The sequence below is a fragment of the Marinobacter sp. BW6 genome, assembly GCF_008107725.1.
GTDB lineage: Bacteria > Pseudomonadota > Gammaproteobacteria > Pseudomonadales > Oleiphilaceae > Marinobacter.
On the sequence record NZ_VIRN01000083.1, the window covers coordinates 1 to 24,411 of the forward strand.

At 55.8% G+C, this 24,411-nt stretch carries 26 protein-coding genes; 17 read left to right on the plus strand and 9 right to left on the minus strand.

What is annotated here, in order from left to right; all coding sequences use genetic code 11:
* Positions 1 to 204: 204 nt before the first annotated feature.
* Entirely contained in the window at positions 205 to 1,461 is a 1,257-nt protein-coding gene (locus FMN52_RS18565) for an alpha/beta hydrolase (protein WP_162525043.1), read from the minus strand.
* Between the two features lie 136 nt (positions 1,462 to 1,597).
* On the opposite strand from FMN52_RS18565, the gene FMN52_RS18570 reads away from it, so the two are divergent.
* The 13 genes from FMN52_RS18570 (at position 1,598) to FMN52_RS18635 (ending at position 9,480) form a co-directional block, all read left to right on the plus strand.
* Entirely contained in the window at positions 1,598 to 1,747 is a 150-nt protein-coding gene (locus FMN52_RS18570; protein ID WP_148610108.1) for a ChaB family protein, read from the plus strand.
* Between the two features lie 42 nt (positions 1,748 to 1,789).
* Positions 1,790 to 2,077, plus strand: coding sequence for a DUF1330 domain-containing protein (locus FMN52_RS18575; protein ID WP_148610109.1), 288 nt, complete (start codon positions 1,790 to 1,792; stop codon positions 2,075 to 2,077).
* A 64-nt stretch (positions 2,078 to 2,141) separates the two neighbouring features.
* Positions 2,142 to 2,621: an acyl-CoA thioesterase gene (locus tag FMN52_RS18580; RefSeq protein ID WP_148610110.1), complete on the plus strand. Its 480-nt coding sequence runs from the start codon at positions 2,142 to 2,144 to the stop codon at positions 2,619 to 2,621.
* A 115-nt stretch (positions 2,622 to 2,736) separates the two neighbouring features.
* Complete coding sequence (locus tag FMN52_RS18585) at positions 2,737 to 3,003, plus strand: DksA/TraR family C4-type zinc finger protein (RefSeq protein WP_041645172.1); 267 nt, start codon at positions 2,737 to 2,739, stop codon at positions 3,001 to 3,003.
* Between the two features lie 126 nt (positions 3,004 to 3,129).
* A complete protein-coding gene (locus FMN52_RS18595) occupies positions 3,130 to 3,582 on the plus strand; it encodes a GNAT family N-acetyltransferase (protein WP_148610111.1) in 453 nt (150 codons plus the stop codon).
* 45 nt (positions 3,583 to 3,627) lie between these two features.
* Positions 3,628 to 4,224: a glutathione S-transferase family protein gene (locus FMN52_RS18600; protein WP_148610112.1), complete on the plus strand. Its 597-nt coding sequence runs from the start codon at positions 3,628 to 3,630 to the stop codon at positions 4,222 to 4,224.
* Between the two features lie 65 nt (positions 4,225 to 4,289).
* Positions 4,290 to 4,832: a DinB family protein gene (locus tag FMN52_RS18605; protein WP_148610113.1), complete on the plus strand. Its 543-nt coding sequence runs from the start codon at positions 4,290 to 4,292 to the stop codon at positions 4,830 to 4,832.
* Between the two features lie 61 nt (positions 4,833 to 4,893).
* The gene (locus FMN52_RS18610; protein WP_148610114.1) at positions 4,894 to 5,226 is read left to right on the plus strand and encodes a YnfA family protein; all 333 of its coding nucleotides are present in this window, start codon (positions 4,894 to 4,896) and stop codon (positions 5,224 to 5,226) included.
* A gap of 131 nt (positions 5,227 to 5,357) precedes the next feature.
* Positions 5,358 to 6,356, plus strand: coding sequence for a serine hydrolase (locus FMN52_RS18615; RefSeq protein WP_148610115.1), 999 nt, complete (start codon positions 5,358 to 5,360; stop codon positions 6,354 to 6,356).
* A 135-nt stretch (positions 6,357 to 6,491) separates the two neighbouring features.
* A complete protein-coding gene (locus tag FMN52_RS18620; protein WP_240339548.1) occupies positions 6,492 to 6,851 on the plus strand; it encodes a DUF4399 domain-containing protein in 360 nt (119 codons plus the stop codon).
* A gap of 113 nt (positions 6,852 to 6,964) precedes the next feature.
* Positions 6,965 to 7,711, plus strand: coding sequence for an SDR family oxidoreductase (locus tag FMN52_RS18625; RefSeq protein WP_148610117.1), 747 nt, complete (start codon positions 6,965 to 6,967; stop codon positions 7,709 to 7,711).
* A 22-nt stretch (positions 7,712 to 7,733) separates the two neighbouring features.
* Positions 7,734 to 9,053 carry a serine hydrolase gene (locus FMN52_RS18630; RefSeq protein ID WP_148610118.1) on the plus strand — a complete coding sequence of 440 codons (1,320 nt, stop codon included), beginning with the start codon at positions 7,734 to 7,736 and terminating at the stop codon, positions 9,051 to 9,053.
* Between the two features lie 31 nt (positions 9,054 to 9,084).
* The gene (locus FMN52_RS18635; protein ID WP_148610119.1) at positions 9,085 to 9,480 is read left to right on the plus strand and encodes a hypothetical protein; all 396 of its coding nucleotides are present in this window, start codon (positions 9,085 to 9,087) and stop codon (positions 9,478 to 9,480) included.
* A 110-nt stretch (positions 9,481 to 9,590) separates the two neighbouring features.
* On the opposite strand, the gene FMN52_RS18640 is transcribed toward FMN52_RS18635, so the two are convergent.
* The 6 genes from FMN52_RS18640 to FMN52_RS18665 form a co-directional block, all read right to left on the minus strand.
* The gene (locus FMN52_RS18640; protein ID WP_148610120.1) at positions 9,591 to 10,313 is read right to left on the minus strand and encodes an amino acid ABC transporter ATP-binding protein; all 723 of its coding nucleotides are present in this window, start codon (positions 10,311 to 10,313) and stop codon (positions 9,591 to 9,593) included.
* On the minus strand, positions 10,310 to 10,963 hold the full coding sequence (locus FMN52_RS18645; RefSeq protein WP_148610121.1) for an amino acid ABC transporter permease: 654 nt from the start codon (positions 10,961 to 10,963) through the stop codon (positions 10,310 to 10,312). The genes FMN52_RS18640 and FMN52_RS18645 overlap by 4 nt, the downstream gene beginning before the upstream one ends.
* Positions 10,963 to 11,628 (minus strand): amino acid ABC transporter permease, encoded by a 666-nt coding sequence (locus FMN52_RS18650; RefSeq protein WP_148610122.1) that lies wholly within the window; start codon positions 11,626 to 11,628, stop codon positions 10,963 to 10,965. The genes FMN52_RS18645 and FMN52_RS18650 overlap by 1 nt, the downstream gene beginning before the upstream one ends.
* Positions 11,629 to 11,781: 153 nt before the next feature.
* Entirely contained in the window at positions 11,782 to 12,600 is an 819-nt protein-coding gene (locus tag FMN52_RS18655) for a transporter substrate-binding domain-containing protein (RefSeq protein WP_148610123.1), read from the minus strand.
* A 308-nt stretch (positions 12,601 to 12,908) separates the two neighbouring features.
* On the minus strand, positions 12,909 to 15,476 hold the full coding sequence (locus FMN52_RS18660) for an FtsX-like permease family protein (RefSeq protein WP_148610124.1): 2,568 nt from the start codon (positions 15,474 to 15,476) through the stop codon (positions 12,909 to 12,911).
* The gene (locus tag FMN52_RS18665; RefSeq protein WP_148610295.1) at positions 15,466 to 16,119 is read right to left on the minus strand and encodes an ABC transporter ATP-binding protein; all 654 of its coding nucleotides are present in this window, start codon (positions 16,117 to 16,119) and stop codon (positions 15,466 to 15,468) included. Before FMN52_RS18665 ends, FMN52_RS18660 begins: the two co-directional genes overlap by 11 nt.
* Before the next feature lie 165 nt (positions 16,120 to 16,284).
* On the opposite strand from FMN52_RS18665, the gene FMN52_RS18670 reads away from it, so the two are divergent.
* On the plus strand, positions 16,285 to 17,481 hold the full coding sequence (locus FMN52_RS18670; protein ID WP_148610125.1) for a CoA transferase: 1,197 nt from the start codon (positions 16,285 to 16,287) through the stop codon (positions 17,479 to 17,481).
* A 156-nt stretch (positions 17,482 to 17,637) separates the two neighbouring features.
* Positions 17,638 to 20,673, plus strand: a complete 3,036-nt coding sequence (locus FMN52_RS18675) for an EAL domain-containing protein (protein ID WP_240339541.1) — start codon at positions 17,638 to 17,640, stop codon at positions 20,671 to 20,673.
* A gap of 12 nt (positions 20,674 to 20,685) precedes the next feature.
* On the opposite strand, the gene FMN52_RS18680 is transcribed toward FMN52_RS18675, so the two are convergent.
* Both FMN52_RS18680 and FMN52_RS18685 read right to left on the minus strand, forming a co-directional pair.
* Positions 20,686 to 21,792, minus strand: a complete 1,107-nt coding sequence (locus tag FMN52_RS18680; RefSeq protein WP_148610126.1) for a histone deacetylase — start codon at positions 21,790 to 21,792, stop codon at positions 20,686 to 20,688.
* 16 nt (positions 21,793 to 21,808) lie between these two features.
* Positions 21,809 to 22,351: a GNAT family N-acetyltransferase gene (locus FMN52_RS18685; protein ID WP_148610127.1), complete on the minus strand. Its 543-nt coding sequence runs from the start codon at positions 22,349 to 22,351 to the stop codon at positions 21,809 to 21,811.
* A gap of 215 nt (positions 22,352 to 22,566) precedes the next feature.
* Between FMN52_RS18685 and FMN52_RS18690 the strand changes: the two genes are divergently transcribed.
* Positions 22,567 to 23,691: a hypothetical protein gene (locus FMN52_RS18690; protein WP_148610128.1), complete on the plus strand. Its 1,125-nt coding sequence runs from the start codon at positions 22,567 to 22,569 to the stop codon at positions 23,689 to 23,691.
* 13 nt (positions 23,692 to 23,704) lie between these two features.
* Positions 23,705 to 24,370 (plus strand): DNA-3-methyladenine glycosylase I, encoded by a 666-nt coding sequence (locus tag FMN52_RS18695; RefSeq protein ID WP_148610129.1) that lies wholly within the window; start codon positions 23,705 to 23,707, stop codon positions 24,368 to 24,370.
* Positions 24,371 to 24,411 lie beyond the last annotated feature (41 nt).

Consider the following 24,411-nt stretch of genomic DNA (forward strand, 5'->3'; position numbering starts at 1 on the left):
CAACCTGGTCCACCACCGCCAATTTAAAGGCCAGGGAATAATCCCTCTGACTCCTCCGCCTCTTCGTATTCATCACACCCTCCGTAATCTCAAGCAGGAAGGTGTAAACCTTATTCAGGACGGGTCATGAGTCACAAAAAGGGCCCGAAGTGAAAACTTCGGGCCCTTTTTGTGTGTTGGTCGACCACTATAAACTGTAATCGATCAATCGTCTGATTTTGAGACTGCACCATCGCCGCCCTCGTCTTCGGGTGGCATCGCCCAATCTTCAGCAAGGACCGACCGAGCGGAATCACGTACGCGCAGGGGGTAATCGGCGGGGAAATACCACAGATTCTCTGTTTCTGCATTGAGCAGCCCCCGCCTCTCTGGGCCAAGATCAGTGCGCATCAGCAGGATAATATCGCTGGCGTTCCATGGGTGTCGGTACCAATAGTGATGGCCAGTAATGTCAAAACCGCGAGCTTCATGACCGTGTGAGACGTCGATTATCTCGACATTTTCCATATGATGCGACCGGATAAACTCCAATTCAGCAGCCTCGGCGTCCTGGGTGCCGATCCGTACCTCGCCGCGCATATACATGCGGGCCGCGTTGAGCGCAACGTCACCATCGGTAACCGTAACGATCACTTCCTGCGCGAGATCGCTAGCAGAAGGTAGCCGCTCGAGGAACCGGTCGAGTTCCACATCGGCGGCGGCAAATACAACAGAACCGAGTCGATAACGTTCACGCAGTTGATGACGATCGAGATCTGGATGGTTTCGCCGCAGTTCATCGAGCGCCTTGGAGGTCACCCTTCCACCGGCCGACCAGCAAAGCAGATTGATACGGGTTGCGTCGGTCTCGGCCGCAAGCAGTTTGATCAGATCGCGCAGTGCCTCGCTGGAATGCTGGGCGCGGCGCACGTCGATACCTACCAAATAACTGATAATGTTCTCGTGCGCAGGCCATGCAAAGGCAACACCGACAAAATCCTTGCCGGCAAAATGGTCGATCTCGCCAGCCATTGCGATCGCCGGCACGAAGCCCGTCTTGGTACCGTGGACGTAGACCATGATCTCCTTGTCAGGATGATGCGCAAGTTCATAGTTGATATCGCTAACGAAGCGGCGATGTGACTCCTCGCGCCAATCAACCGCATTCTCAGATGATCTGTGGATCAGCGAATCCCAGTGCGTGATTGCTTCCAGAGTAATCGGCACGTCGCTGTCAGGCGGATTAAACAGGGACAAATCCACCACGTCATCCCAGCGGGCGTCGGGCCAGCCAATTCGCACCCAGGCCTGGCCCAGATGAAGCTCGTCGTCCACGCCGTTGCCGTACGGACGCTGTGCATCGTGCTCACGATGGGCACGATTGGTAGCGTAGAACACCTGTGTCAATGGCGTCTGAAGCGGCTTGGCCACATGCGAGAATGGCTCAATAACCTGTTCTTCGTAGAGAACCGGCGTGGGCATTAACGTAACCGGCTTCTGACTTGCGCATCCGGCCAGGACAAAGAGCGCAAAACAGGAGAGCAGGAGGCTGCAGTCGGTTCTCGATCGTGTCATTCTTCCAGTATAGCTGCTACTTGAGCATTGGTAGCTATACACCATGTATACGGGCCCCACGCCCTACAAGAGCAATTCAGAATTACCAGCGAGCGTACGTAACAATTTGCCAGCCCATGCTCAGGAGATTTATCGCAAAGCGTTCAATACCGCCTGGAAAACCGGGACAGATCTATTTTTCGTGACCCTCTGACTTAACGCTACCTCTCACCCACTCGATAACAGGAGACCGCCAATGACAGCCTACGTTATCGGCAACATCACCGTGAAAGACCCGGACAAATGGGCGGAATATCGCAGCTTGGTGCCGGAAACGCTGGTTCCCTGGGGTGCGGAACTGGTGCTTCGGGGTAAACAGGCGAAGGTGCTGAGCGGGCAATACCGGCATACAGATACGGTGGTTATCCGGTTCCCGGATGCGGATTCCGTCGCCGATTGGCACAACTCCCCTGCCTATCAGGCGCTGGTGCTGTTACGCACCCAGGCAGCGGATGTAGATCTGGTGACCTTCGAGGCCGATTAATAAGTACTGCCACCTGCCAGCACCCTGGCGCCTATACTGGATAGCAAACCACCAGAGAAGCGCCATGGACAACAATTCAACAAGCCTGAGCATGACCGTTCTGATGACGCCGGACAAAGCCAATTTCTCCGGCAATGTGCACGGCGGCACCCTGCTGAAGTATCTGGATGAAGTCGCCTATGCCTGCGCCAGCCGTTATGCGGGGACGTATGTCGTTACCCTGTCCGTCGACCAGGTAATGTTCCTCCAACCCATCCACGTTGGCGAGCTGGTCACCTTTCTGGCCAGCGTGAACTACACCGGCCGCACCTCCATGGAGATCGGCATTAAGGTGGTTACCGAGAACATCCGGGACAAGTTGGTCCGCCATAGCAACAGCTGCTTTTTTTCCATGGTGGCAGTTGATGACAACGGCAAAGCCGTCGCCGTGCCGCAGCTGGTCCCGAGCACCGATGATCAGATACGGCGATTTGCCAACGGTAAGGAGCGCAGGGCCATTCGTGCCGAACTGGAGGAACGCTATAGGGAACTGCATAAAAAATGAGCCCGGCGTGCGAGAAGTGAGCCGGCATCTCAGAAAAGACAGTGTCATCCATATTTGAGCACTCGCTCGGATGTTATTGTTAAAGGGTGCCAGTCAGACTGATATCGGAGGAACCATGGCAGGCGGATGGTCTCGTGATGGTGCGGTTCAGGAACAAATCGACGCAAGCGTTGAGGATGAAATCCAGCGCGCACGCAGCCAGTTGGCCAAAGGCGAGAGTGCCGAGGAATGCGATGAGTGCGGAGCACCAATTCCAGAGGCCCGGCGCAAGGCCATTCCCGGTGTTCGTTTGTGCATTGACTGCCAGTCGGCCCATGAAAAGGAGCACAGCCAGTCTGGCGGCATCAATCGCAGGGGCAGCAAGGACAGCCAGCTACGATAGAGGCGGCCCACAAAGTAGCCTGGGCGGGGGTTAAAGAGGAATATCACAAAGAGGGCGACAGGTGGGTCAAAAGCAAATCCCGAGAATAAATCGCCATGGTGTTCCCTCCCGGAGTAGCATTTGAACATGGACGTTTCAATCGAACCGGGGCGGGTTGATCATCTTGATGGTATTCACGCTCTGGTCCTCGAATGGGGTTATACAGCCAGCAGGCTCCGAACGAAAGAATGGCTCGAGGCAATCGCTGACTCTCCCGACCATCAGCTTTTCGTCGCCATTTCCGGGGCTTCGGTCGTTGGATGGATAGCAGTGGAAAAGCGCCTGTTCCTCAGCGAGCTGTTTGTCGCGGAAATTACAGGCCTGGTTGTAGGCTCCCGCGCACGGAGAGCTGGCGTCGGCCAGTTATTGGTGCAGTCTGCTGAAGACTGGTCCAGCTCTATGGGGCTCCCGCGGGTGGTGGTGCGCTCCAATGTAACGCGCCTGGAGTCTCATGGCTTTTATCCGGCGGTCGGCTATACGCAATCCAAAACGACGCATGTCTATACCAAAGACCTCAAGCAACCCGGATCGGAACCCTGAACGCCCCGGCCTGAAATACGTCGCACTCCCAGCAAAGGAAACTGCATGAAAATCTACGGCGATACCAAATCCGGCAACTGCTACAAGGTTCAGCTCGTTTGCCAACTGCTGAACATCGACCATCAGTGGATTGATGTCGACATTCTGGCCGGCGACACAAAATCCGATGATTTTTTGAAAAAGAATCCGAATGGCAAGATTCCTCTGCTGGAGCTGGATAGTGGCGAGACGCTGTCAGAGTCCAACGCCATCATCAACTACCTCGCATCCGGCTCTGATCTGTACCCGAATGACGGCCTCGCCCAGGCCCGCGTTCTGCAATGGCAATTCTTCGAGCAGTACAGCCATGAGCCGTTTATCGCTGTCGCGCGCTTTATCAACAAGTACCTGGGACTGCCGGCGGACAAAGCCGATGAGTACGCCGCCAAGCAAACCGGCGGGCACAAGGCCTTGCAGGTGATGGAGCAGCAGCTGGCACAAACGCCATTTCTGACGGGCGAGAATGTCACTACTGCAGATCTCTCACTCTATGCATACACCCACGTCGCGGATGAGGGTGGTTTTGAGCTGGAAGCCTACCCTGCGATTCGGGCATGGCTGGATCGCGTTGCGGCATTGCCGAATTTCAGGCCTATGGTTTAGGAGTCCTCTGTAATTGCCTACCAATCCCCGTGTGAAACCCAATAAGTTTGAACAGGGTCAAGACAATGAGTCTGAGAACAAATTTCGAATTGATGGCCGCCTACAATCAGTGGATGAACGAAAAGATCTATGGGGCGGCAAGAGGCCTTGAACAAACCGAGTTGGCCAGGGATCGTGGTGCGTTCTTCGGTTCCATTCTCGGAACGCTCAACCACATTATTGTAGGCGATACCATCTGGCTAAAACGGTTCGCCATGCACCCAACGTTTAGCAGTGCACTGAAGGAAGTCGCAGATCTGCCCTTACCCAACAAACTGAACGATATCCTGTTTGAAGACTTCGCCGCACTGTCGGAGCGGAGGGCCTGGCTCGACAACCATATCATCTGTTGGGTTGGTACATTGTCGGATGACGACCTGAACGTGGTTATCCGTTATCAAAACACAAAGGGGGTTCCAGCGAACCGGCGGTTTTCCAGTCTTCTTCAACACTTTTTCAATCACCAAACCCACCATCGCGGGCAGGTTTCTACGTTGCTCTTTCAGGCCGGGGTGGATATCGGGGTGACGGATCTACTGGCTCTGATTCCAGACGAGGCTTTGAAATAACCCTAAGCGAATCTCGAAACCTCATTGAATACGGCATTTCATCGATTAAAAGGAAAAACCTGTGCCTGAACTGAAGACAGTCGGTCTTTTTCTCGTCACCGCGCTGGCTGAAATCGTTGGCTGCTACCTGCCCTATCTCTGGCTTCGTGAGGGAAAGAGCATCTGGCTTCTGGTACCCGGGGCCCTGAGCCTGGCGGCATTTGCCTGGTTACTTTCCCTGCATCCCACTGCCGCCGGGCGGGTTTATGCGGCCTACGGCGGTGTGTATATCTTCATGGCCATTCTCTGGCTTTGGGCCGTTGATGGTATCCGGCCAACCGCCTGGGATCTGGTGGGATCCGGCGTAGCACTGCTCGGCATGGCGATCATCATGTTTGCGCCTCGAAGCGCATAAATTTGCATCGCGTACCCGATAATCGCCACATGTCTGATTAAGCCGTGACCTCTTTCGGCGCGCTGACGTACAGTAATCATGTGCTCGACGTTCCACTTACCAAAACGAAGACGATAGCGCCTCCTTACACTATGCAACGCTTTTCATATTGGCTTCTCGCACTGCTGCTCCTGGTGACCCAGCCAAGCCACTCAGAGACGGCCGACTGGCAAACAGAGGTGTCCAGAGAGGCTGCGAATCTTGAGCGCCTTCACACCCTGATTGTTGTTCATGGAGGTGAGGAAGTGCTGGCACTGGATTTGAAGAACGCCGGGCTGGACACGCCAACCAATATCAAATCTCTCTCCAAGACAGTGCTCGCTGCGCTGGTGGGTATCGGCATTGAAAAAGGCGTGTTCGAGGGAACCAGTCAACAGGTTATTGAAACGCTCGGTGACCGCGTACCGGCCTCCGCTACCGAGGGCGTGGACCGGATAACTCTGGGTCACCTGCTGTCTTTGCAGGCCGGGTTGCAGCGGACATCTGGCCGTTACTATGGCCCCTGGGTTAACAGCGATAACTGGGTGCACCATGTGCTCACCCGGCCTTTTGTGGATAAGCCGGGCGGTCGCATGCTCTACTCCACCGGCAGCAGCCACCTGCTCTCCGCCGCGCTCACCGAAAGCGCCGGACGCAGCACCCTCGACCTGGCGCGGGAATGGTTAGGCGGGCCACTGAATATAACCATTCCGGCCTGGGGCCGGGACCCCCAGGGAATCTATTTCGGTGGCAATAATATGGCTCTTTCGCCAAGGGACCTCGCAAAAATCGGTGAGCTTTATCGCAATGAAGGCCGCCTTGGTGATCGGCGCTTGTTTCCGGAAAACTGGGTGCGCGAATCCTGGACTGAACGCGGAAGATCCGCCTACACAGATGATCCCTATGGCTACGGCTGGTTCCAGCAACCTCTCGCCGGTGAAATGGGGTATTACGGGCGTGGGTACGGAGGCCAGGTACTCTACGTGATGCCCGCTCGTAAACTGACCGTGGTGATGACCTCCGACCCTACCCCACCCTCGCCAGGTTCGTCCTTTTTGCGCCGCCAGTTCCAGTTAATTGAGGACCACATAATTCCCGCCCTGGAGAACTGACCCGGCCGCCAAAACTTCACTTCCTCAACTATACTCACCCTTGGTAAACACCAAGGAGGAAATGAAATGAACAGGATTGCCATTACCCTTGCTTTAGCTCTGTTGACTGCGCCAGTGGCCGTGTTCGCAGAGAGCATGATGTCCGAGGCCCCGGCCAACGCCGGCGTGTATTTCGTCCAGCCAACCGATGGCGCAACCGTCGAGCAAACCTTCAAGGTTGTCTTTGGCCTTCGAAATATGGGCGTGGCGCCTGCCGGCGTTGAGAAATCAGGCACTGGGCACCACCACTTGCTGATCGATACCGAGGTACCGTCGGATTTGAGCAAGCCCTTGCCGGCCACCGATCAGGTCAAACATTTCGGCGGTGGGCAAACCGAAACGGAGATCACGCTCTCCCCAGGCAAACACACTTTGCAGCTTTTGCTGGGCAACCATATGCACGTGCCGCACAACCCTCCCGTAGTCTCTGAGAAGATCACGGTTACGGTGGAATAGCCTGCTTCGCTGAACGGAATGGCCAGTGCAGAGCCGCATTTCAGTCAATCCCATGGGCGTCCGATCATGGTACTGTGAGCGCAAATAACTCAAACGGACCCAGGGGATAACTGATGCGAAAGAACATTCTGATTACCGGTGCCAGCACCGGTCTCGGGGAAGGCATGGCCCGCGAATGGGCCGCCAAGGGCTGTAATCTGGCGCTTTGCGCACGGCGGGCTGACAAGCTGGAGGCTCTCCAGCGGGAATTGCAGCAGGCCAATCCCGGTATCCGGGTGCTGGTTCGTGGCCTTGATGTCTGCGATTACGATCAGGTGTTCGAAGTATTCCGTGGCTTCCGGGATGAGCTCGGCAGTCTGGACCGGGTGGTGGTTAACGCGGGCATTGGCAGCTCGCAGCCCATCGGTCGTGGGCATTTTACCGCCAATCGCCACACCGCCGAGACCAACTTTATCGCCGCGATTGCACAGAGCGAGGCGGCGATGGAGATCTTCCGCGAGCAGAACAGCGGCCACCTGGTGCTGATGTCGTCGGTCAGCGGCGTTCGTGGTTTCCGCGGTCCACTGAACGTTTATGCCGCTACAAAGGCTGCCGTGGCCTCTCTGGCGGAAGGCCTGCAATTGGACACCAAGGGCAAACCGATTAACGTCAGCAATATCATGCCCGGCTACATTCTGACCGATATTAACCGGGGTACGAAGAATGCGCCTTTCCGAGTGGACCTGGAAACTGGCGTGAAGGCGCTGGTGAAAGCCATCGAATCAGAAAAACGCCGCGCCTATGTGCCCTGGTGGCCCTGGACACCGCTAAGTTACGTAATAAAGGCTCTGCCCTTCGAGGTCTTCTCCAGGGCTATGTGAGCAATTCTCAAGGAGGCTGGAAATGTCTGGATTCAATCCTGCTTATGTTCTGGTGCTACTCGCATTTAGCTTTCCAGGTGCATGTGCAAGCACCCAGGCCGCCGCCCCCCTGAGCGCTGAAGCATCTGACCCTGAAACGCTGCAATGGATGACCGGATTTCCACCGCCAGACGACAAGCTGATCGCCCAGCCGCAAAGCAATTATTTCAGCTTCCCGAAGCTACGCTGGACGGTGTGCCACATCCGGGAACTGCTGCCTACCATCCAGGTTAGCCGGGGCATCGGTACACCTGATGCTCTGCCCCATGCACTGGATGATGGGATCAACAGCATTTCATTCACGCCTCTAGGTAGCGACACGCCCATGGGCTGGCAGGAATCTCTGGCCGCCAACTACACCGACGGGCTACTGATTCTGCATAATGGCAAAATCGTGTACGAATTTTACAGCGGCTGCCTGAACGAAACCGGCAAACACGCTGCCATGTCGATGACTAAGTCGCTTACGGGTTTATTGGCTGAGATCCTGGTAGCCGAAGGCAAACTGGATGATCACGCCAAAGTAGCCAGCATCGTTCCTGAGCTGGCTGACAGCGCCTTCGGAAGTGCCACGGTGCGACAGGTAATGGACATGACCACCGCGCTGGATTACAGCGAAAATTACGCCGACCCCAACGCCGATATCTGGCAGTACTCGGCTGCCGCCAGCCCCTTGCCCAAACCTTCCGATTACAACGGGCCTGATGGCTATTTCGAGTACCTGCAAACGGTGGAGCAAGCCGGCGAACATGGTCTGGCCTTTGGCTACCGCACCATCAACACGGATGCCCTGGGTTGGGTTATCTCCCGTGTGAGCGGTCAGAGCGTAGCTAATATGCTATCAGAACGCCTGTGGCAGCCACTCGGCACCGAACAGGACGCCTATATGACTGTCGATGGTAAAGGCACACCCTTCGCCGGTGGCGGCCTGAGTGCCGGCCTCAGAGACCTTGGCCGCGTTGGCCAGCTGATGCTTGAAAAGGGTCACTACGACGGCCACCAACTGTTCCCGGAAGCCGTGGTGGATAACATACAGGCTGGTGGCGACAAAACTGCCTTTGCCAAAGCGGGTTACACCACCCTCCCCGGCGGCAGCTATCGCAGCATGTGGTGGAACTTCCACAACGCCCACGGTGCTTACGCAGCAAGGGGCGTGCACGGCCAGACCATCTACATAGATCCCACCGCGAACATGGTTTTGGTACGCTTTGCCTCCTTTCCCAACGCCAGCAACAGTAATATAGACCCGACTTCTCTGCCTGCCTATCAGGCTGTGGCGGAGTATCTAATGGAAAGCGATTGAGGCAACCTTTGGCTCGTACGGAATCTTTTACATGATCAAGTCCACCGCCCTGGCCACACTGCTTTTCGTGTTGGTGGCCTTTCTCGGCTTTCAGTACTACATCACCTCAGTCCCAGATCTCGCAGAGCCGGTTTCTGTAGAGGAAACCCGTTTTATCGAACGGGACAACTCGCTGCTGGTAACGCTCCGGGGCAATGAAGGTCGCCAATTCACCCTCGGCTTGCGGGGAGACATAGAGAACAAACCGAAAGAAACCGCCCTGTTTTTTATCAGCAATCCGGAGCTAGTGCCCTATGTCTACTGGCCAGGACTTCGCAGCAACGATGAGAAGCGGGTGCTGGAATTACTTGAGGATGTGATAGAAAGAGAGGCGCAGGACGAGGCGGCCATATCGCGGATTTATGAGGTTCTGAAGAACCGGAACTGACTCTGTCAGTTTTGGACCAGAAGAATGCAATACCGTCTTGGGACTGGAAAAATGGCTGGGGAAGCGGGTCCAAGAACTCCCCCAACCAGCGCCACGCCTGTGGCGACTTTTTAGCGCACCTTGGAAAGGAATTTCTGGGTGAGCGGGTTTTGCGGATCGGTAATCACCTGCCTGGCTTCACCAATCTCGGCAATCACACCCTGATGGAAATAGGCCACGCGATCGGAGACATCCCGTGCGAATCCCATTTCATGGGTCACACAGATCATGGTCATCCCCTCTTCCGCCAACAGGCGCAGGGTGTCCAGAACCTCGCCGACCAGCTCAGGGTCGAGCGCAGAGGTCACCTCATCAAGCAGCATGTAGTCGGGCTTCATGGCCAGGGCACGGGCAATCGCCAGGCGCTGCTGCTGGCCGCCGGACATCTTGGTGGGGTAAACGTCGAACTTGTCACCCAGACCAACATGCTCCAGTTCCTTTTTGGCGATTTCAATCGCCTCTTCCTTGCTCATTTTCTTCACAATTCTGGGGGCAAGCGCCGCGTTCTCCAGCACCGTCATGTGGGGAAAGGAGTTCCACTGCTGGAAGACCATGCCCAGTTTTTGGCGCAGCTTGTCCTTGTTGGTGCCTTTGGCATGGACATCCACATCATCAACGAGGATCTTGCCCTTGTTGATAGGCTCAATGGCATTGATGCAATACAGGAGAGTCGACTTGCCACTGCCGGAGCCCCCGATAACGCTCACGACCTCGCCTTTCTTTACATCCAGGCTGACGCCTTTCAGTACTTCAAGATCGCCGAAGGATTTATGGACATTCTGTACGCTGATCATATTGCCATTTTCCTCTCAACATACCGGCCGTAGTGGGACAGCGGGTACGAAATAATGAAGTAAAAGATACCAACACCGATCAGGATCTCGAGCGGTTGCTGGGTTCTTGAAATCAGTTGCTCCGACGTTCGCAGCAATTCCATGTAACCGATGACCGAGACCAGGGCCGAGTCCTTGATTACACTGAGTGCAACACCCAGCCACGAGGGGAACACGGCACGCAAACCAATCGGTAACCGAATGTGGTAGATGGTTTGCCATTTGGTCATACCCAGTGAGCGCGCTGCCGTCTGCATTGAGGGGCTGACACTCTCAAAGCCACTGCGGAATACCTCGCTCATGAAGGCCATGGTATACAGCGAAAGCACAATGGAGCCCGCAACAAACGGAGCCAATGGATTCCCCATCGCACCGACAAAGGTGGAGAACAGGATAAGCTGAATGATCAGGGGAACACTTCTGAGCACGTCAAGCACGCTACCAAAAAGAACGTTGACGGCCTTGTTGCTCTCGGCACGGAGAAAACCGACGATCAAACCCAGGAGAGTGCCCACCACGATGGCGACAACGGAGATGATGACGGTATTCCAGACGCCGGTCAGGATTAGACCGCTATCGCTCCAGGACAAGGGAGTAAATAAAGAATTCATCAGATTTCCCCCTTGAACAGTCGACGCGCAAGCAGTGATGAGCCGAACAACACCAGTTTGGTGATGATGAAGTACATAACAGCCGCCACAATGAAGAACTCAAGCGTTCTGAACGACAGCGACTGTAACCGCTGTGTCGTACCGGACAATTCACTCATGCCCACCAGAATCCCCAGAGAGCTCATCAGAATCGACCAGACGAACTGGTTGGTCATCGGGTGGTAGATGCGTCTCAGCATCTGCGGGAGGATGATATACCGGTAGCTCTGGATGCTCGTCATGCCCAGGGATTTGGAGGCACTGTACTGGGTGCTCGGAATCGACTGGAACCCACCTCGGAAGGTCTCGGTCAGGTAACCGGCGTTAATGAAGACCAGTGCACTCAGTACCGCCAAATAGGGGCTGAGATGGATGCCAAACGCTCCAAGGCCGAAATAGGCCATGTAGATCTGGAACAGGGCTGGCGTATTTCGGGCGATCTCGACCCAGACCGTAGCGACCTGGCTGAAGAACTTTGTATTGTTCATTTTGGCGATCGCCAACAGTATTGCGATCACAACGCCCAGAAGCATCGCCAGAACGGACACGTGCAGGGTAACGAAGGCACCGTTCAGCAGCTGGGGCATGTTCTGGAACACAACGTTCCAGTGAAATTCGTAGTCCATACCTTGGCCATTTTATGAATGGTAGGAAACTCGACCACAGCCCTTTTACCGGGGCTGTGATCAGAATTTTAGGTCAGGACACCGCTGGGTGAGAGCCCGACCCGTGAACCAATGCAATGACGGCCGCCTGTTTGGCGGCCGTCGGCTCGGCGCTTACTTGTTGTCCCTGAGGGACTGGATCAGATCTGCCGGCGCATCGGTACCGAAGTGCTTGTTGTACGCTTCGTTCATGTTGCCATCGCGAATCTGACGCACCAGGAACAGGTTCAGGTAGTTGATCCAGGCAACCTCATCACGCTTGGCGATGATGCCCACTACGTCGTCGTAGTTGGGAACGTAGGGACCGGCCTCAAAATCTTCGAACTCTTCGCTACGCAGTTTGGTCGCGATGTTCGTGTTGGTTGAGATGATTGCGTCGACCTTGCCCTGGTAAAGACCCAGGTACGCATCGTTCTCGGATTTGAAGGAGGTGTAGTTGTCCTTGCCCCAGCCCTGCTGCTCGGCATAGGCGAGGTATTCGGTTTCGTAAGTGGTGCCGAGTGCCGCACCGACTTTCAGATCCTTCAGGTCATCGAAGGATTCAATGTTCTTGTCCTCGTTGGCGATTACCTGGAATTTGAACACAAAGTACGGATAGGTGAAGCCAACGGTCTTGGCGCGCTCAAGTGTATCGGAGGTAGAACCGATAACCACGTCGGTCTTGCCAGAGACCAGGGAGGGGATCCGCTCGCCCCAGGTCAGGTTGAGAACGTTGACGTCTACGCCGAGCGCTTCGCCCAGATCGTTACAGTAATCGACGTCGAAGCCGGCCGCCTCGTTGTTCTCGTCAAAATATCCCATTGGTGGGAAATCCAGAACCACGCCACAGTTCAGAGTGCCACGTTGAATCACGGTGTCCAGCTGATCGGCTGTCGCGCTTACGGAGGTTACCGCAGCACAAGCGAATACAAGCGGTGCTAGTTTGCGAATCATAGTTATTCTCTCTTTTTCTTTCGTGGGCGAAAAGTGTGTGTCCGTTATGCCTACACAACACGAGTTATGTGCAAAAAGCATACGTAAAAATACTACCGTAGATTATTTAGTGAAAATTTTTGAAATTTGCCATTTGGTAGGCAATTTTCCTTAATTTCCTCAATATAACGGGATTTTTTGGGCCTGCAACTCGTGTGCTGGCCACAAAATGAACAAACATTCTTTTTTCGTAATCTTAAGTGTTTAATTTAAATGATTTTTCCACCTCCTCTTTATAAAAGACGAATTTATTACGACAGCAGGGCTTTTTAACTGTCTCTGAGCAACACCGCGGGGTTTAACCGCATTGCCCTGAGCATGGGCAGGAGTCCACCCAGCAGCGCCAGCGAGCTGACACCGCCGGCAATCACCGCCCCAACCCACCATAAATCGCCTGCCGGCAGCTTTAAGGCGAGGTCAGCCACAGGTAAAGCAATTAGCGCACCAAGCGCCGTCGCGAAAACCGTTGCCAGAAAGGTCAGCAAGCCGGTTTCCAGCAGCATGGATTGGCGGATGGCCGAGTGACGGGCGCCAAGGCAGTGCAGCAGGTTGGCTTCGTAGAGCTGCCGCCTGCGGCTGACACTGACCACACTGGACAATACAAGCAGGCTGGCGAGGAGACTTACCGATGCTACAGCAGCCAGGCCAGCGGCGGCCTTGTTCAGCAGATCGCCGGCGGTTTCAAGCCAGTCAGCGGTGCGCAGCGTGATCACGTTGGGGATGTTCTGTGCCAGCCACTGCTGGGATTCTCTGGCGGCCTCATCGCTTTGGTAGACCGCACCGACGTAAAGGCTGATCAGGTCGTCGAGTGCGCCCTGCTGCAATATACCCTCGAACCAGAATCGGGTCTGGAGCCCTTTTTGCCGGTAAATTGCACGGATTTCGACGTCGATGCTCTTATCCTGTGCAGTAAAGGTGAGCTGATCACCAATCCCCAGGCCCAGCTGATAGGCCTCCCGATCCTCCATGGCCATGTATGCGGGCTCTCCCTCGGGAGCTGGTGATTCCCACCAGGTTCCTTCTATCAGTTCCAGGGCTTCGGGATTTCCCGAGAGATAGCTCAGTTTGTATTCATCCCCCATGGCTTCCCGCCGAGCTTCGGCATCATCGGCGAGAACCCTGGCAATTGGCTGCTGATTGATGGTATCCAGGCGGGAACGGACCATCGGAAGCAGCTCAACGCGACTGGAAGCATCCAACGCTTCCAGGCCGGTTTGCAGCGGTTCCATCTGGTCCGGGAATACTTCATAGAGAATCAGCGCCGGTGATTGTTCCGGGATGGTGGTTTCCAGCGCCCTCAAGAGCGTTGTAACCATCAACGTGCATGCCACTACAAGAGTCAGTGCGGTGCCCAGTGACAGCAGCGTTGCCCGTAGCGGCGAATCCGGCCGGTGCAGATTGGCCAGGGCCAACCTCCGGGCAAACCTGCGGTCGGCAAAACCGCCATCTTCCAGAGCCTTGGCACCGCGGCGTAAAGCCTTGATCAAACCTTCCAGTAGGCCCCAGAGCAACGTAACCGCCAGCAGGAAGAGAAAGCCCAAGTGAGGCGATGGAAGCCAGAACAGAGTAGCGCCGATGTAGACGGCCAGCAGCAGATAGCTGGCAATCCGCCAGCTGCGAGGCTCGTTTGGAGCCGCCTCAACCTGTCCCCGGAAAAGTCCGGCAGGCGCAGCAGCCAAGGCTCGAGCCAGTGCCGGCAGAGCAAACACGTAAGCAGTAAGAACAGCGAACAGCCAGCTCAGCAGCAAGGGAACCAACCACAAGGACAACCAGCCTCCGGCCCCCTCGGGCCCCGCCAAAGCAAAGGCATCGCCCGCCAGGCTGATCGCCAGGGCGGAAAGCCCCAGCCCGATACCGCCGCCAATAAGCCCTGCAAGGCTGCCCAATACGCCAATCTGCAGCAGGTATATGCCGACAAGCGGTTTGCGGCGCAGACCAAGTGTTTGCAAGGTGGCAATCGTGCCCAGCTTTTCATCGAGGTAGGCGTGGATGCTGTTGGCAACGCCGAGACCACCAATGAACAGGGTGGTGAAAGCGATAAGGATGAGTGCCGTGGCAATCTGATCGAGCCGCTCGGAAATCCGTTCGCTGCGCTCGGCAAAGGTGGTGATTTCCCATCGCGCATCCGGGAATGCCTGCTCGAATTCCTCAAGCCAGGTGTCAAGATTCTGCTCGGTCTGCACCCGGTATTCGTAATCCACGCGGCTACCCGGGCGTATCAATCCGGTTGCCTCGACCGCCTGCTCAGAAATCATGATCGGCAGGCCTCGCCAATTGGCGTTCAGGCTCCGATCCGGTTGCTTTTCAATAAGACCGCTGATTCGAAAGGTGGCTGCGCCGATCTCGATCTGTTCGCCAACCGACTGGTCCAGGCGTTCTGCCAGCAACGGATCGATAATGGCGCCCCACTGCCCTTCTTTCTCGTCTGTAAGAGCACCCAGGGGTTCATCCGGAGTGAGCTCCAGCTCGCCATAGAGGGGATAGAGGGCATCCGGAACCAATATCTCAGCCCGAAAGAAGCCATCGCCGCCGCTCCCGCTGACAATGGTATCGAACTCCCGAACCAGCGAAATCTTGCCGGTAGTGCGGATCCATTCGAGCGCCTCATCGGGCAGAGGCTCGCTGGTATCGAGTTCCACATCGCCACCGAGCAGCGCACGGGTATCTGCCAGCAAACTTTGCTCGATCACCCTGTAAAGGCTGGCTGTGGCAGCCACAAGGGTGACGCCAAGAATCAGGCAGGCCAGGAAAATCTTCAATGCAGAGATACGTGAACGCAGATCGGTGATTGCAAATCTGAGCATCCAGAGCGGGTTGGCCGAGCGTTCAGGAGGCATAGAGACGCCCACCGTCCATGCGTACCCTGTGCTGGCAACGCTCAGCAACGCGCTCGTCGTGGGTGACCAATACCAGCGTGGATTTGCTGTCTTTGTGCAGGTCGAACAGCAGGGACAGCACCTTCTCGCCGGTTTCGTGGTCCAGGTTGCCTGTGGGCTCATCCCCCAACAACAGACTTGGCTGATGAACCAGAGCCCTCGCGATCGCAACCCGTTGCTGCTCACCACCAGAGAGCTGCCCCGGGTAATGCTGCAGCCGATGGCTGAGACCGACCGCCTGCAGCATGTCGAGAGCTCGTTCCCGCGGTCTTGCCTCGCCGGCGATCTCAAGCGGCAGACTGACGTTTCCCAGCGCCGTAAGGCCCGGCAACAGGTGAAAGGACTGGAAAATAATGCCAAGGTGTTCACTTCGCCAGTCGGCCAGGGCATTGGCGTCCATATCGCCGAGGCGTTGATCGCCGACCAGAATCTCGCCGCTGGTCGGGCTCTGCAGTCCAGAGAGCAACAAAAGCAGGGACGTTTTCCCGCTGCCAGAGGGGCCTGTAATTGCCAGTGTTTCTCCCGGGGGCACCATGAGGGAGGCATTTTTGAGTACGGCGACCTTGCCGGACTCTGTGGGGTACTCGAGAAAAATGTCGGTCATTTCAACACTGGTGGACACTGGCGCTCCTCTGGTTTGATGAATTTCCTGTTGTGTTGCGTACTAGTAAATGATCGGCATCCGCATAAAGTTTAGAGTACGAACCCTTTTTAAGAGTGGCGCACTCACGTTTTTTGGCGCCTCCACGGAAAAACAGGAGTCCTCACCATGACCGGACCTCTCGATGGCATCCGCATTATCGATCTGACAGCCATGATTTCCGGGCCTCTCGCGACCATGATACTGGCGGATCAGGGTGCCGAGGTTATCAAGATCGAGAATCCGGCGGGTGGCGACTTTACTCGCTCCGCGGCCAATCGGCAGGGCGATATGTCTGCGCTGTACCTCAACAACAACCGCAACAAGAAATCAGTGGCACTAAACCTGAAAGAAAAGGCAGGACGCGACGCGCTGCTTCGACTGGTAGCGTCGGCCGATGTCTTTGTGCAGAACTTCCGGCCAGGCGTCATTGAGCGGATGGGGCTCGGCGAGGAGCAGCTGCGCAAAGTGGCCCCGAATCTCGTGATGGTATCAATCAGTGGCTTCGGTGACACCGGCCCCTATTCCCAGCGACCGGTATACGACCCGCTGATTCAGGGCCTCTCCGGATTGGCCACGGTGCAGGCGGGCGCCGATGAACTGCGTCCGCAACTGGTGAGGACCATCCTGCCCGACAAGCTCACGGGTGTAACCGCAGCCCAGGCGATTACCGCGGCTCTGTTTGCCCGGGAACGTACCGGGGAAAGCCAGCATGTCCGGTTGTCCATGCTGGACGCGATCATCGCGTTTCTGTGGAGCTCCGACATGGGCAGCCAGACCTTTGTTCACAGTGAGGTGCCACAGCAGGAGGCTGCGAGCCTTCAGGATCTCATCTATGAGACTACAACCGGCTACATCACCATTGCGGTTCAGAGCGATCGTGAGTGGCAAGCCCTTATTCGTGCTGTGGACCGCCCGGAGTGGGCGGAGGATCCAAGGTTCCTGACTGCCCGGCTGCGCCAGGAGAATATTGATGCGAGGCTGGAGCTGATCCAGTCGGTTATCAAAACCGATGCGGCCGAACACTGGCTGGCAAGGCTTGAAGCCGAACAAGTCCCCTGTGCCCCGGTGTTGACCCGCACCCAGGTGCTCGACCATCCCCAGGTACTGGCCAACGATCTGCTCTCACACTACGACCACCCCCAGGCCGGCCGACTCCGCCAGGCCCGCGCCCCGTCGCGATTCTCGGCAACACCAGAGCAGCACTGGCAAGGCGCTCCACGCCTCGGAGAGCAAACCAACGAACTTCTCGCAGAGTGCGGGTATTCCGCCGAAGAAATCCAGGCGATGTGTGATTCAGGCATTGCAGCCGTAGCCGCTGATTAACACTCCGAGGCCGGCATTCACGAACGGGACTTTCAAGTGCTGACGAAAATTTGGGCTATAGTCCGAAAATAACGCCCTTACGACAGCGTAATTATATCTGGTTGGGCTGAGTGTTAGGGTTGAGGGAGCGGTCAGGCAACGGGAGGGACACTAGGAATGCCTAGCCAGGAGGCCATTCAGCTACATCGTGACGTTGCGATAGGTTCACCGGGAATCTATCAGAGCATCGTCAACCGGATCGGCTGGGTGATCATTGTCGTATCCAGCCTGGTTTTGCTGTCCTGGTTTCTTGATATTGAAGCCGGTAAACGTGTTTTACCGGGCTTCCAATCAATGAAATTCAACACAGCCCTGTGTTTTCTCATCTCTGGCTTACTCCTCAGACACAAATCGCTGCGACCAACCCCTCACGCAAACGACCCCGTTACCGCGATGGCGGCGGTGTTCCTTATAGTTGTTTCAGCCCTTACGCTTCTTGAGTACGGTACTGGTTGGCAGCTTCACATTGATAATCTCGTAGTCATGGACACCGCAACGCCGGTCGATTCATACCCGGGGCGGATGTCCATTGGCACAGCGCTGTGTTTCGGCATTATCGGTATTGCATGGGCTGCAACGTTACTACCCATCCGCCACGCCACAGTCGCGCTGCAAGTCCTCGCTCTGGCTCTATTCACGATCAGCGGCGCAGCCCTGATTGGTTACCTGTTCGGAGTTCAGCAGTTCGAACTAACCATTTTTTCCACTATGGCTCTGCACACATCCCTGCTATTCGTACTCTGCGGTACCGCTATGCTGCTGGCGAAGCCTCGTGAAGGCGTAATGAGCTCTGCCACAAGCGCCTTTATTGGTGGGCGATCCCTACGGAGACTACTACCGTTCATTGTGGTTACACCTATCCTGGTTTGCTGGATAAGCCTTAAGGGCATCGAAGCGGGCTACTATGGCGAAGCCTTCGGGTTTGCCGTGGGCGCCGTGGTCAGCATTCTCGTGCTGAGTTTCGTTGGCTGGCTGGGCGCCGATGCTCTTAACCGAGAAGAAGACCGCTTCCGCTCGACAATCGACTCCTCTCCCGTCGCCACGGTGATGATCGATACGAGCGGCACAATCCAGATGGCTAACCGGCTCGCACACTCGCTCTTTCTTTACCCCAGGGGACAGCTGGTCGGAAAGTCGGTCGAGTACCTGATGCCCAATCGGTTCCGCAAAGGGCACGGTGGATTTGTCAAAGGTTACATGGACTTCCCTGAACAGCGCATGATGGGCCAGGGTCGGGCGCTCTTTGCCTTGCGACACGACGGCTCCGAGTTCCCAGCCGAAATTGCCCTAAACCCTGTTCGAACTGTCGAGGGGCGTTATGTCATGGCCTCGATTGTGGACATTACCGAACGAGTCGAGGCCGAGCAGAAAATTCTGAGACTCAACCGCATTCACAGAGTACTGAGCGGGATTAATACCCTGATAGTGCGTGCCCAGACTCAGGAGGCCTTATTTGAGGAGGCTACCCGCATTGCCGTTGAAGCGGGTGAAATAGCAGCCGCATTCGTTGTGCAATACAACCGGGCGCTGGGGCAATGCTCCGTGTCACAGCAACACGCTTCCGACCATCAGCTTTCACAACGACCTTTATCCATTGCGGAGAAGAACATCGTTCAGGAATGCCTGCAAAGACATCATGTGGTGATTCGAAATGAGCTTGCAGAGCGTCACAACCTTGGTGACTTTCGTGAGCTCATAGATCTTGGCGTTCAGGCATTGGCCGTGTTCCCGTTAACATCCCAACAACACTCTTTCGAGGCGGCTCTGGTGCTCTATCGCCGCGAGGCGTTTTCCTTCGATCATGCCGAAATGAAACTCTTGCATGAGGTTGCTGGCGATATTTCGTTTGCGATCGCTAACCTGGCAAAAAATCAGCAACTCGAATATCTGACCCATTTCGACGGTGTTACAGATCTGCCAAATCGACTCTTGCTGACCGACCGCCTCGAACAGGCCATACTCCAGGCCGACAGGCATCACGGTATATTCAGCATACTTTACGTAGACATCGACCGCTTCAAGCAGGTCAATGATAGCCTCGGTCATACAGGCGGCGACGATGTGCTCCGGAAAGTTGCCCATTGCATCCGATCATGCGTGGGAGAGGCTGATACGGTGGCGCGTTGGGGAGGCGACGAGTTCGTTGTGCTCCTTCCGGGCCAGAGCGCCGCCAAAGTTTCAGAGATCGCCAACTGCATCAATGGAGAACTGCACTCGGTAATTGTGCTGGAGGACGGGCGGGAACTATTCGTGTCTTGCAGCATGGGCATAGCAGAATACCCGCGCAACGGAGTCAATCTGGACGTCATGATCAGTAGCGCCAGGAGTGCGATGAGCGCTATCAAAGAGCATGGAGGTAACGACTATCGACTTTTTGTTCCGCAATCCGACGGCGCCGTTGATGACCGGCTTGCACTGGAAACCTCATTGCGGCACGCAATGGAGCAGGAACAGTTCCAGTTGTACTACCAGCCCCAGATCGATATCGCTTCCCGGCAAGTTGTCGGCCTTGAGGCACTGTTGCGCTGGAATCATCCCACGGAAGGCATGATCGCACCGGACCGTTTTATTCCCCTCGCCGAGAGGACTGGCTTGATCATCCCTATCGGAAAATGGGTCCTGGAAGAGGCCTGTCGTCAGGCTGTGGCGATGCCCGGTCTTAAAATGGCGGTAAACCTGTCAGCCCGCCAGTTCCACCAGGAAAACCTGGTTGCGAACGTTCAGGCAGTGCTCAGGAAAACCGGGATGCCGCCGGCCAACCTGGAACTGGAGATAACGGAAAGTGCCCTGATTTACGAGGTTGAATCGGCCATTGCCACTATGTCGCAATTAATGAACTTGGGCGTAGACATTTCCCTGGACGACTTCGGCACCGGCTACTCCAGTCTGAGCTACCTGAAGCGCTTCCCTATCGACACGTTAAAGATCGACAAGTCATTTATTAACGAATTGACCACTGACCCGGGCAGCGAGGTGATCGTCAACACCATTATTGCCATGGCCCACAGTCTGAAGCTCAAGGTTATTGCCGAAGGCGTGGAGACTGAGGAGCAGCTTGCGATGTTGCGCGAGCGCCAATGTGACCAGGCTCAGGGCTATCTGTTTTCCCGGCCGCTGCCATTCGCAGAAGCAATTGCCAAAGTGCAGCCCTGAACCGTATTTAGATTACTCGTCATCATCGCTGAACGCAGACCGATGGAATTCTGCGGCCTCTTCCGCTTCTCTGACACCCATTTCCCGGATTTCCGGAACCTCTCCGCCCGCCAAAGTTTCCAACACTGCATGTACACCCCGGGAGAGCGAAGTCAGGTTGTAACCGCCTTCGAGAACCAGCGCCAGCCGCCCTTCACAGTGCTTCTCGGCTATGCCCTCAACGATCCTTGTGATTGCCCGGAAGCCGTCGTAGGTCAGATTCATCGCCATGTCGTTTCGATGCGGATCGAAGCCGGCCGAGACCAGGACAAGATCGGGTTTGAAGTAATCGGCCGCTGGTACCAATATGTCGCGAAAGACCTTTTCGAAGGCGACGTCGCCTGCAGTTTCTGGTAACGGCACATTGATTGTGTAACCCTCCCCCATTCCGTCTCCGATATCCTCAATGTGGCCTGAGCCGGGATAGAAAGGGGCTGCACAATGGGTATCGAAGAAGAGCACATCCGGGTCAGCCCAGAAAATGTCCTGGGTACCGTTGCCATGATGGGCATCCCAGTCGATGATCAGAATCTTCTCACAGCCGAGTTTGACCTGGGCATGAGCCGCAGCGATCGCAACATTGTTGAGTAGGCAGAACCCCCGGGCCCGGACCGGTTCGGCGTGATGGCCGGGCGGGCGGATCAGGGCAAACGCGCTGTCACATTCACCTTTGACGACGCTTTCAACGGCGGCAATGGCGTTGCCAGCCGCAGCGGTAGCCGCTTTGATGCTGTCTGGCGACACCGCCGTTGTATCTTTATCGAGCCATGCGCGCTTACCGTCTAGTGAAAAGATGTGGTCAAGATAGGAAGTGGTGTGTACCCGGGCCAGCTGATCGTATGTGGCGGCAGGGGCACCGGATCTGAATTGAACGCCCGCTACGGGGTTTTCGTCCAGATACTCCTTGATAGCGCTAATCCGCCCGGGGTGCTCCGGATAGCTCCATTTGAAGTCCAGCCCCTGAAGAATCGATCGCACACGTTTTTCCACCCGGCTGGGCATGAACGGAAGATCCACCTCGGGGTTATGCCCGAGCATAATCTCATCGTAAAACACATTCACACTGCGATCGCCGATCATGGCCTGTTTCCTTTTCTTATCCTTGTGATTCTGTCAGCGCCTGCTTCACCACTGAGGTGAACGCCGCCGCGCGAACTCCGGTCGGTTTGAAACCCAGTTTGGTCCAGGCTGCCTTGGCTTCCTTGTTTGAAGCAGAATATTCCAGGATCAGCTCCGAGGCGTGATGCTCCTCCGCGAACGTCACCAGGTCCCGCAACAAGGCCTTGAGGATTCCGTGCCCGCGAAATTCCGGCTCTACCCAGATATCGTCAATAACGCCAGACTTGAACTCTTTGGACTCAGACTGCTCCCAAATGCCCTGGCTTCGCCAGATATAGACATAGCCCATTCCCACGAGACCCGAGTTTTTATTTTCCGCCACAAGCAACAGTTTGTTGGGATCGTCCAGCGAGGAGTGCAACGTTCGCAGAAGTCGTTTACGTTCGCTTTCCTTGAGATCATGAGGGGGCGCGCCCGAAACATGCAGGGCCAGTTTGGCCAGGAATCCCACCATTTCGGGCAGATCCTCTTCGCAGGCCTCTCTGATAACAAATCCACGCTTCGTGTGCTTTCCAGCCACGTGCAACTCCCGTTAGACCGCTGTGTAGAGCTAACCTTCAAAGCTTAGTCGCTGGTTGATCCCGCTACAAAAGCAAAGTCCTTGAAACTGTTCTTGGAATAATTTCGGCTGCAGGTTAGTTTCAACAACAAACCTGATTTGAATTGCATCGGGATTTCTATGAGGCACGCGTACCGGAACAACATTGGTCGAGTGAGTATTCAGGCCAAGCGATGATGGGAAAACTTCTTCTGATCCTTGGCCTTGCGACGATGATCGCGCTGGTAGCCACTATCAGCTCACGGCCTATGCTGATTGAAGAGAGGCTGATCCGGATTCAGGCGGAGGATACTCTCCGGGAGTTCCCTCGCATCGAATCGGAGCCACTTGAAGTTCAGGCTGCCTTGCTCGATATGGCCGACGACGAGCTTCTTCTACTGAAGGCCCGCGCGGCCTATTTGCGATACCCCGCCATGACCCGCGAGATCTTTCCGGTTTACGGACCTGAACCGGAATTCCGGGATATTCTCCGGCTATATGGCGAAAACATTCTTCCGCCGATCCACTATTTCCTGAGCAACCCAATTGGCTCGATCGAGCTGATGAACGATCTTGCCACTCAATACCAGGCAGCCGTGGAGTTCTTTACCGGGAGCGGAAAGACAGACACCGATGCAGCCCCCCAGCAAAGCACGCCCGGAGAGGAGAAGCTGACTCGGGAAGAGCGCGGGTGGTACGCCGTGCGCTTTATCCAGGAAGAAGGACATGATTTCCTGGGTCAGTTTGTTGTAAACGACCAGGGCGACATTATCTGGGTTCGAACGGAACGGGTTCTGGAGAACATTAACCAGTTTTTCGCCAGTGGCATCCGCAACCTTGAGATTCAGCACCGCACGGGTGAGGATGTGTCCGCCGCTGACGTTGGCTGGGCATCGGTGGATGTACTGGTTTTTGCCAGTGCATTGAAGGTGCTTCGGGCAGGACGGGCGGTTGCTGTTTCTTCAAGAAGCGCCGCGGCGGGTACCCGGTCTGCGGCGCTTGGCGCTCGCCTGGCCAATAGCGGGCGCATGCTGCTGACTACCGCCCGATACGCAAAATGGCCCGCCGTGATCGGCGTAGGGTACCTGGTGGTCACGCACCCGGGTATCATCAACGACTTTTTGGCCGAGGTGTCCGAAATCCTGGGCTACCCGGTAAAGCTGGTGCAGTTTCTCGGATGGATGCTGATATTGCTGCCCGTGTTGTACATCGGCAGCTGGGTATTCCGATTCATTTTACGTCCGGCACTCGTCTTGCTCGGAACCCTGATCAATGGCCTGGCACACCTTGGCAGCAGAAAATCACTTAACAGACTGGACTGATTCAGAAACCGCTATGTCCTTTTCCCGCATCTACGAACAAGCCGTCCTCCAGAAAGGCGGTGAAAATGAGGTCCACACACGGCTGCCACGAGTGGCAGAACCGGTTGAACTGGAAGCACTTGGGGATGATCGCTACCTCTCGGAAATCACCCGATGCATATTCAAGGCAGGGTTCGTCTGGCGGGTGATCGAAAATAAATGGCCGAAGTTTGAAGAGGCGTTTGAGGGGTTCGTTCCGCTTTACTGGCAACAGGTTCCACCCGAGGTACTTGAGCAGCTGGCCGGCGATGAACGGATCGTGCGAAACGCCCAGAAGATTCAGACCGTGCCCGAGAATGCCCGAATGATTGTGGATGCCGCCCGGGAACACGGCAGCTTTGGTAAATTCCTGGCGAATTGGCCCAGTAGTGACCAGGCTGGGTTACTGCTGTGGCTCAAACGCCACGGTGCCCGGCTTGGTGGCAACAGCGCCCAGTACTTTTTGCGCCGTGTAGGCTGGGACGGCTTTATTCTCTCCCGGGATGTCATTGCTGCGTTGCATCGCGAAGAGGTCCTGGATGCCTCGCCCACCAGCAAGAAGGGGCTATTGCAGGCCCAGGAAGCCTTCAACCGCTGGCATAAGGAGAGCGGCCTGCCCTACAGCCATATCTCGAGAATCCTCTCGTTTACTATCGACTGAGCCAACCTCGGACAGTGCAATTGGCCTTGCTTATTTAATGA

Coding starts and splice junctions, on each gene's coding strand:
- FMN52_RS18650 (WP_148610122.1), bottom strand. CDS start 11,628: ATGGACTACGAATTTCACTGGAACGTTGTGTTCCAGAACATGCCCCAG.
- FMN52_RS18645 (WP_148610121.1), bottom strand. CDS start 10,963: ATGAATTCTTTATTTACTCCCTTGTCCTGGAGCGATAGCGGTCTAATC.
- FMN52_RS18585 (WP_041645172.1), top strand. CDS start 2,737: ATGGCAGGCGGATGGTCTCGTGATGGTGCGGTTCAGGAACAAATCGAC.
- FMN52_RS18695 (WP_148610129.1), top strand. CDS start 23,705: ATGTCCTTTTCCCGCATCTACGAACAAGCCGTCCTCCAGAAAGGCGGT.
- FMN52_RS18635 (WP_148610119.1), top strand. CDS start 9,085: ATGATCAAGTCCACCGCCCTGGCCACACTGCTTTTCGTGTTGGTGGCC.
- FMN52_RS18570 (WP_148610108.1), top strand. CDS start 1,598: ATGTATACGGGCCCCACGCCCTACAAGAGCAATTCAGAATTACCAGCG.
- FMN52_RS18640 (WP_148610120.1), bottom strand. CDS start 10,313: ATGATCAGCGTACAGAATGTCCATAAATCCTTCGGCGATCTTGAAGTA.
- FMN52_RS18600 (WP_148610112.1), top strand. CDS start 3,628: ATGAAAATCTACGGCGATACCAAATCCGGCAACTGCTACAAGGTTCAG.
- FMN52_RS18630 (WP_148610118.1), top strand. CDS start 7,734: ATGTCTGGATTCAATCCTGCTTATGTTCTGGTGCTACTCGCATTTAGC.
- FMN52_RS18680 (WP_148610126.1), bottom strand. CDS start 21,792: ATGATCGGCGATCGCAGTGTGAATGTGTTTTACGATGAGATTATGCTC.
- FMN52_RS18660 (WP_148610124.1), bottom strand. CDS start 15,476: ATGCCTCCTGAACGCTCGGCCAACCCGCTCTGGATGCTCAGATTTGCA.
- FMN52_RS18665 (WP_148610295.1), bottom strand. CDS start 16,119: ATGACCGACATTTTTCTCGAGTACCCCACAGAGTCCGGCAAGGTCGCC.
- FMN52_RS18620 (WP_240339548.1), top strand. CDS start 6,492: ATGATGTCCGAGGCCCCGGCCAACGCCGGCGTGTATTTCGTCCAGCCA.
- FMN52_RS18605 (WP_148610113.1), top strand. CDS start 4,290: ATGAGTCTGAGAACAAATTTCGAATTGATGGCCGCCTACAATCAGTGG.
- FMN52_RS18595 (WP_148610111.1), top strand. CDS start 3,130: ATGGACGTTTCAATCGAACCGGGGCGGGTTGATCATCTTGATGGTATT.
- FMN52_RS18615 (WP_148610115.1), top strand. CDS start 5,358: ATGCAACGCTTTTCATATTGGCTTCTCGCACTGCTGCTCCTGGTGACC.
- FMN52_RS18625 (WP_148610117.1), top strand. CDS start 6,965: ATGCGAAAGAACATTCTGATTACCGGTGCCAGCACCGGTCTCGGGGAA.
- FMN52_RS18655 (WP_148610123.1), bottom strand. CDS start 12,600: ATGATTCGCAAACTAGCACCGCTTGTATTCGCTTGTGCTGCGGTAACC.
- FMN52_RS18580 (WP_148610110.1), top strand. CDS start 2,142: ATGGACAACAATTCAACAAGCCTGAGCATGACCGTTCTGATGACGCCG.
- FMN52_RS18575 (WP_148610109.1), top strand. CDS start 1,790: ATGACAGCCTACGTTATCGGCAACATCACCGTGAAAGACCCGGACAAA.
- FMN52_RS18565 (WP_162525043.1), bottom strand. CDS start 1,461: ATGCCCACGCCGGTTCTCTACGAAGAACAGGTTATTGAGCCATTCTCG.
- FMN52_RS18670 (WP_148610125.1), top strand. CDS start 16,285: ATGACCGGACCTCTCGATGGCATCCGCATTATCGATCTGACAGCCATG.
- FMN52_RS18675 (WP_240339541.1), top strand. CDS start 17,638: ATGCCTAGCCAGGAGGCCATTCAGCTACATCGTGACGTTGCGATAGGT.
- FMN52_RS18690 (WP_148610128.1), top strand. CDS start 22,567: ATGGGAAAACTTCTTCTGATCCTTGGCCTTGCGACGATGATCGCGCTG.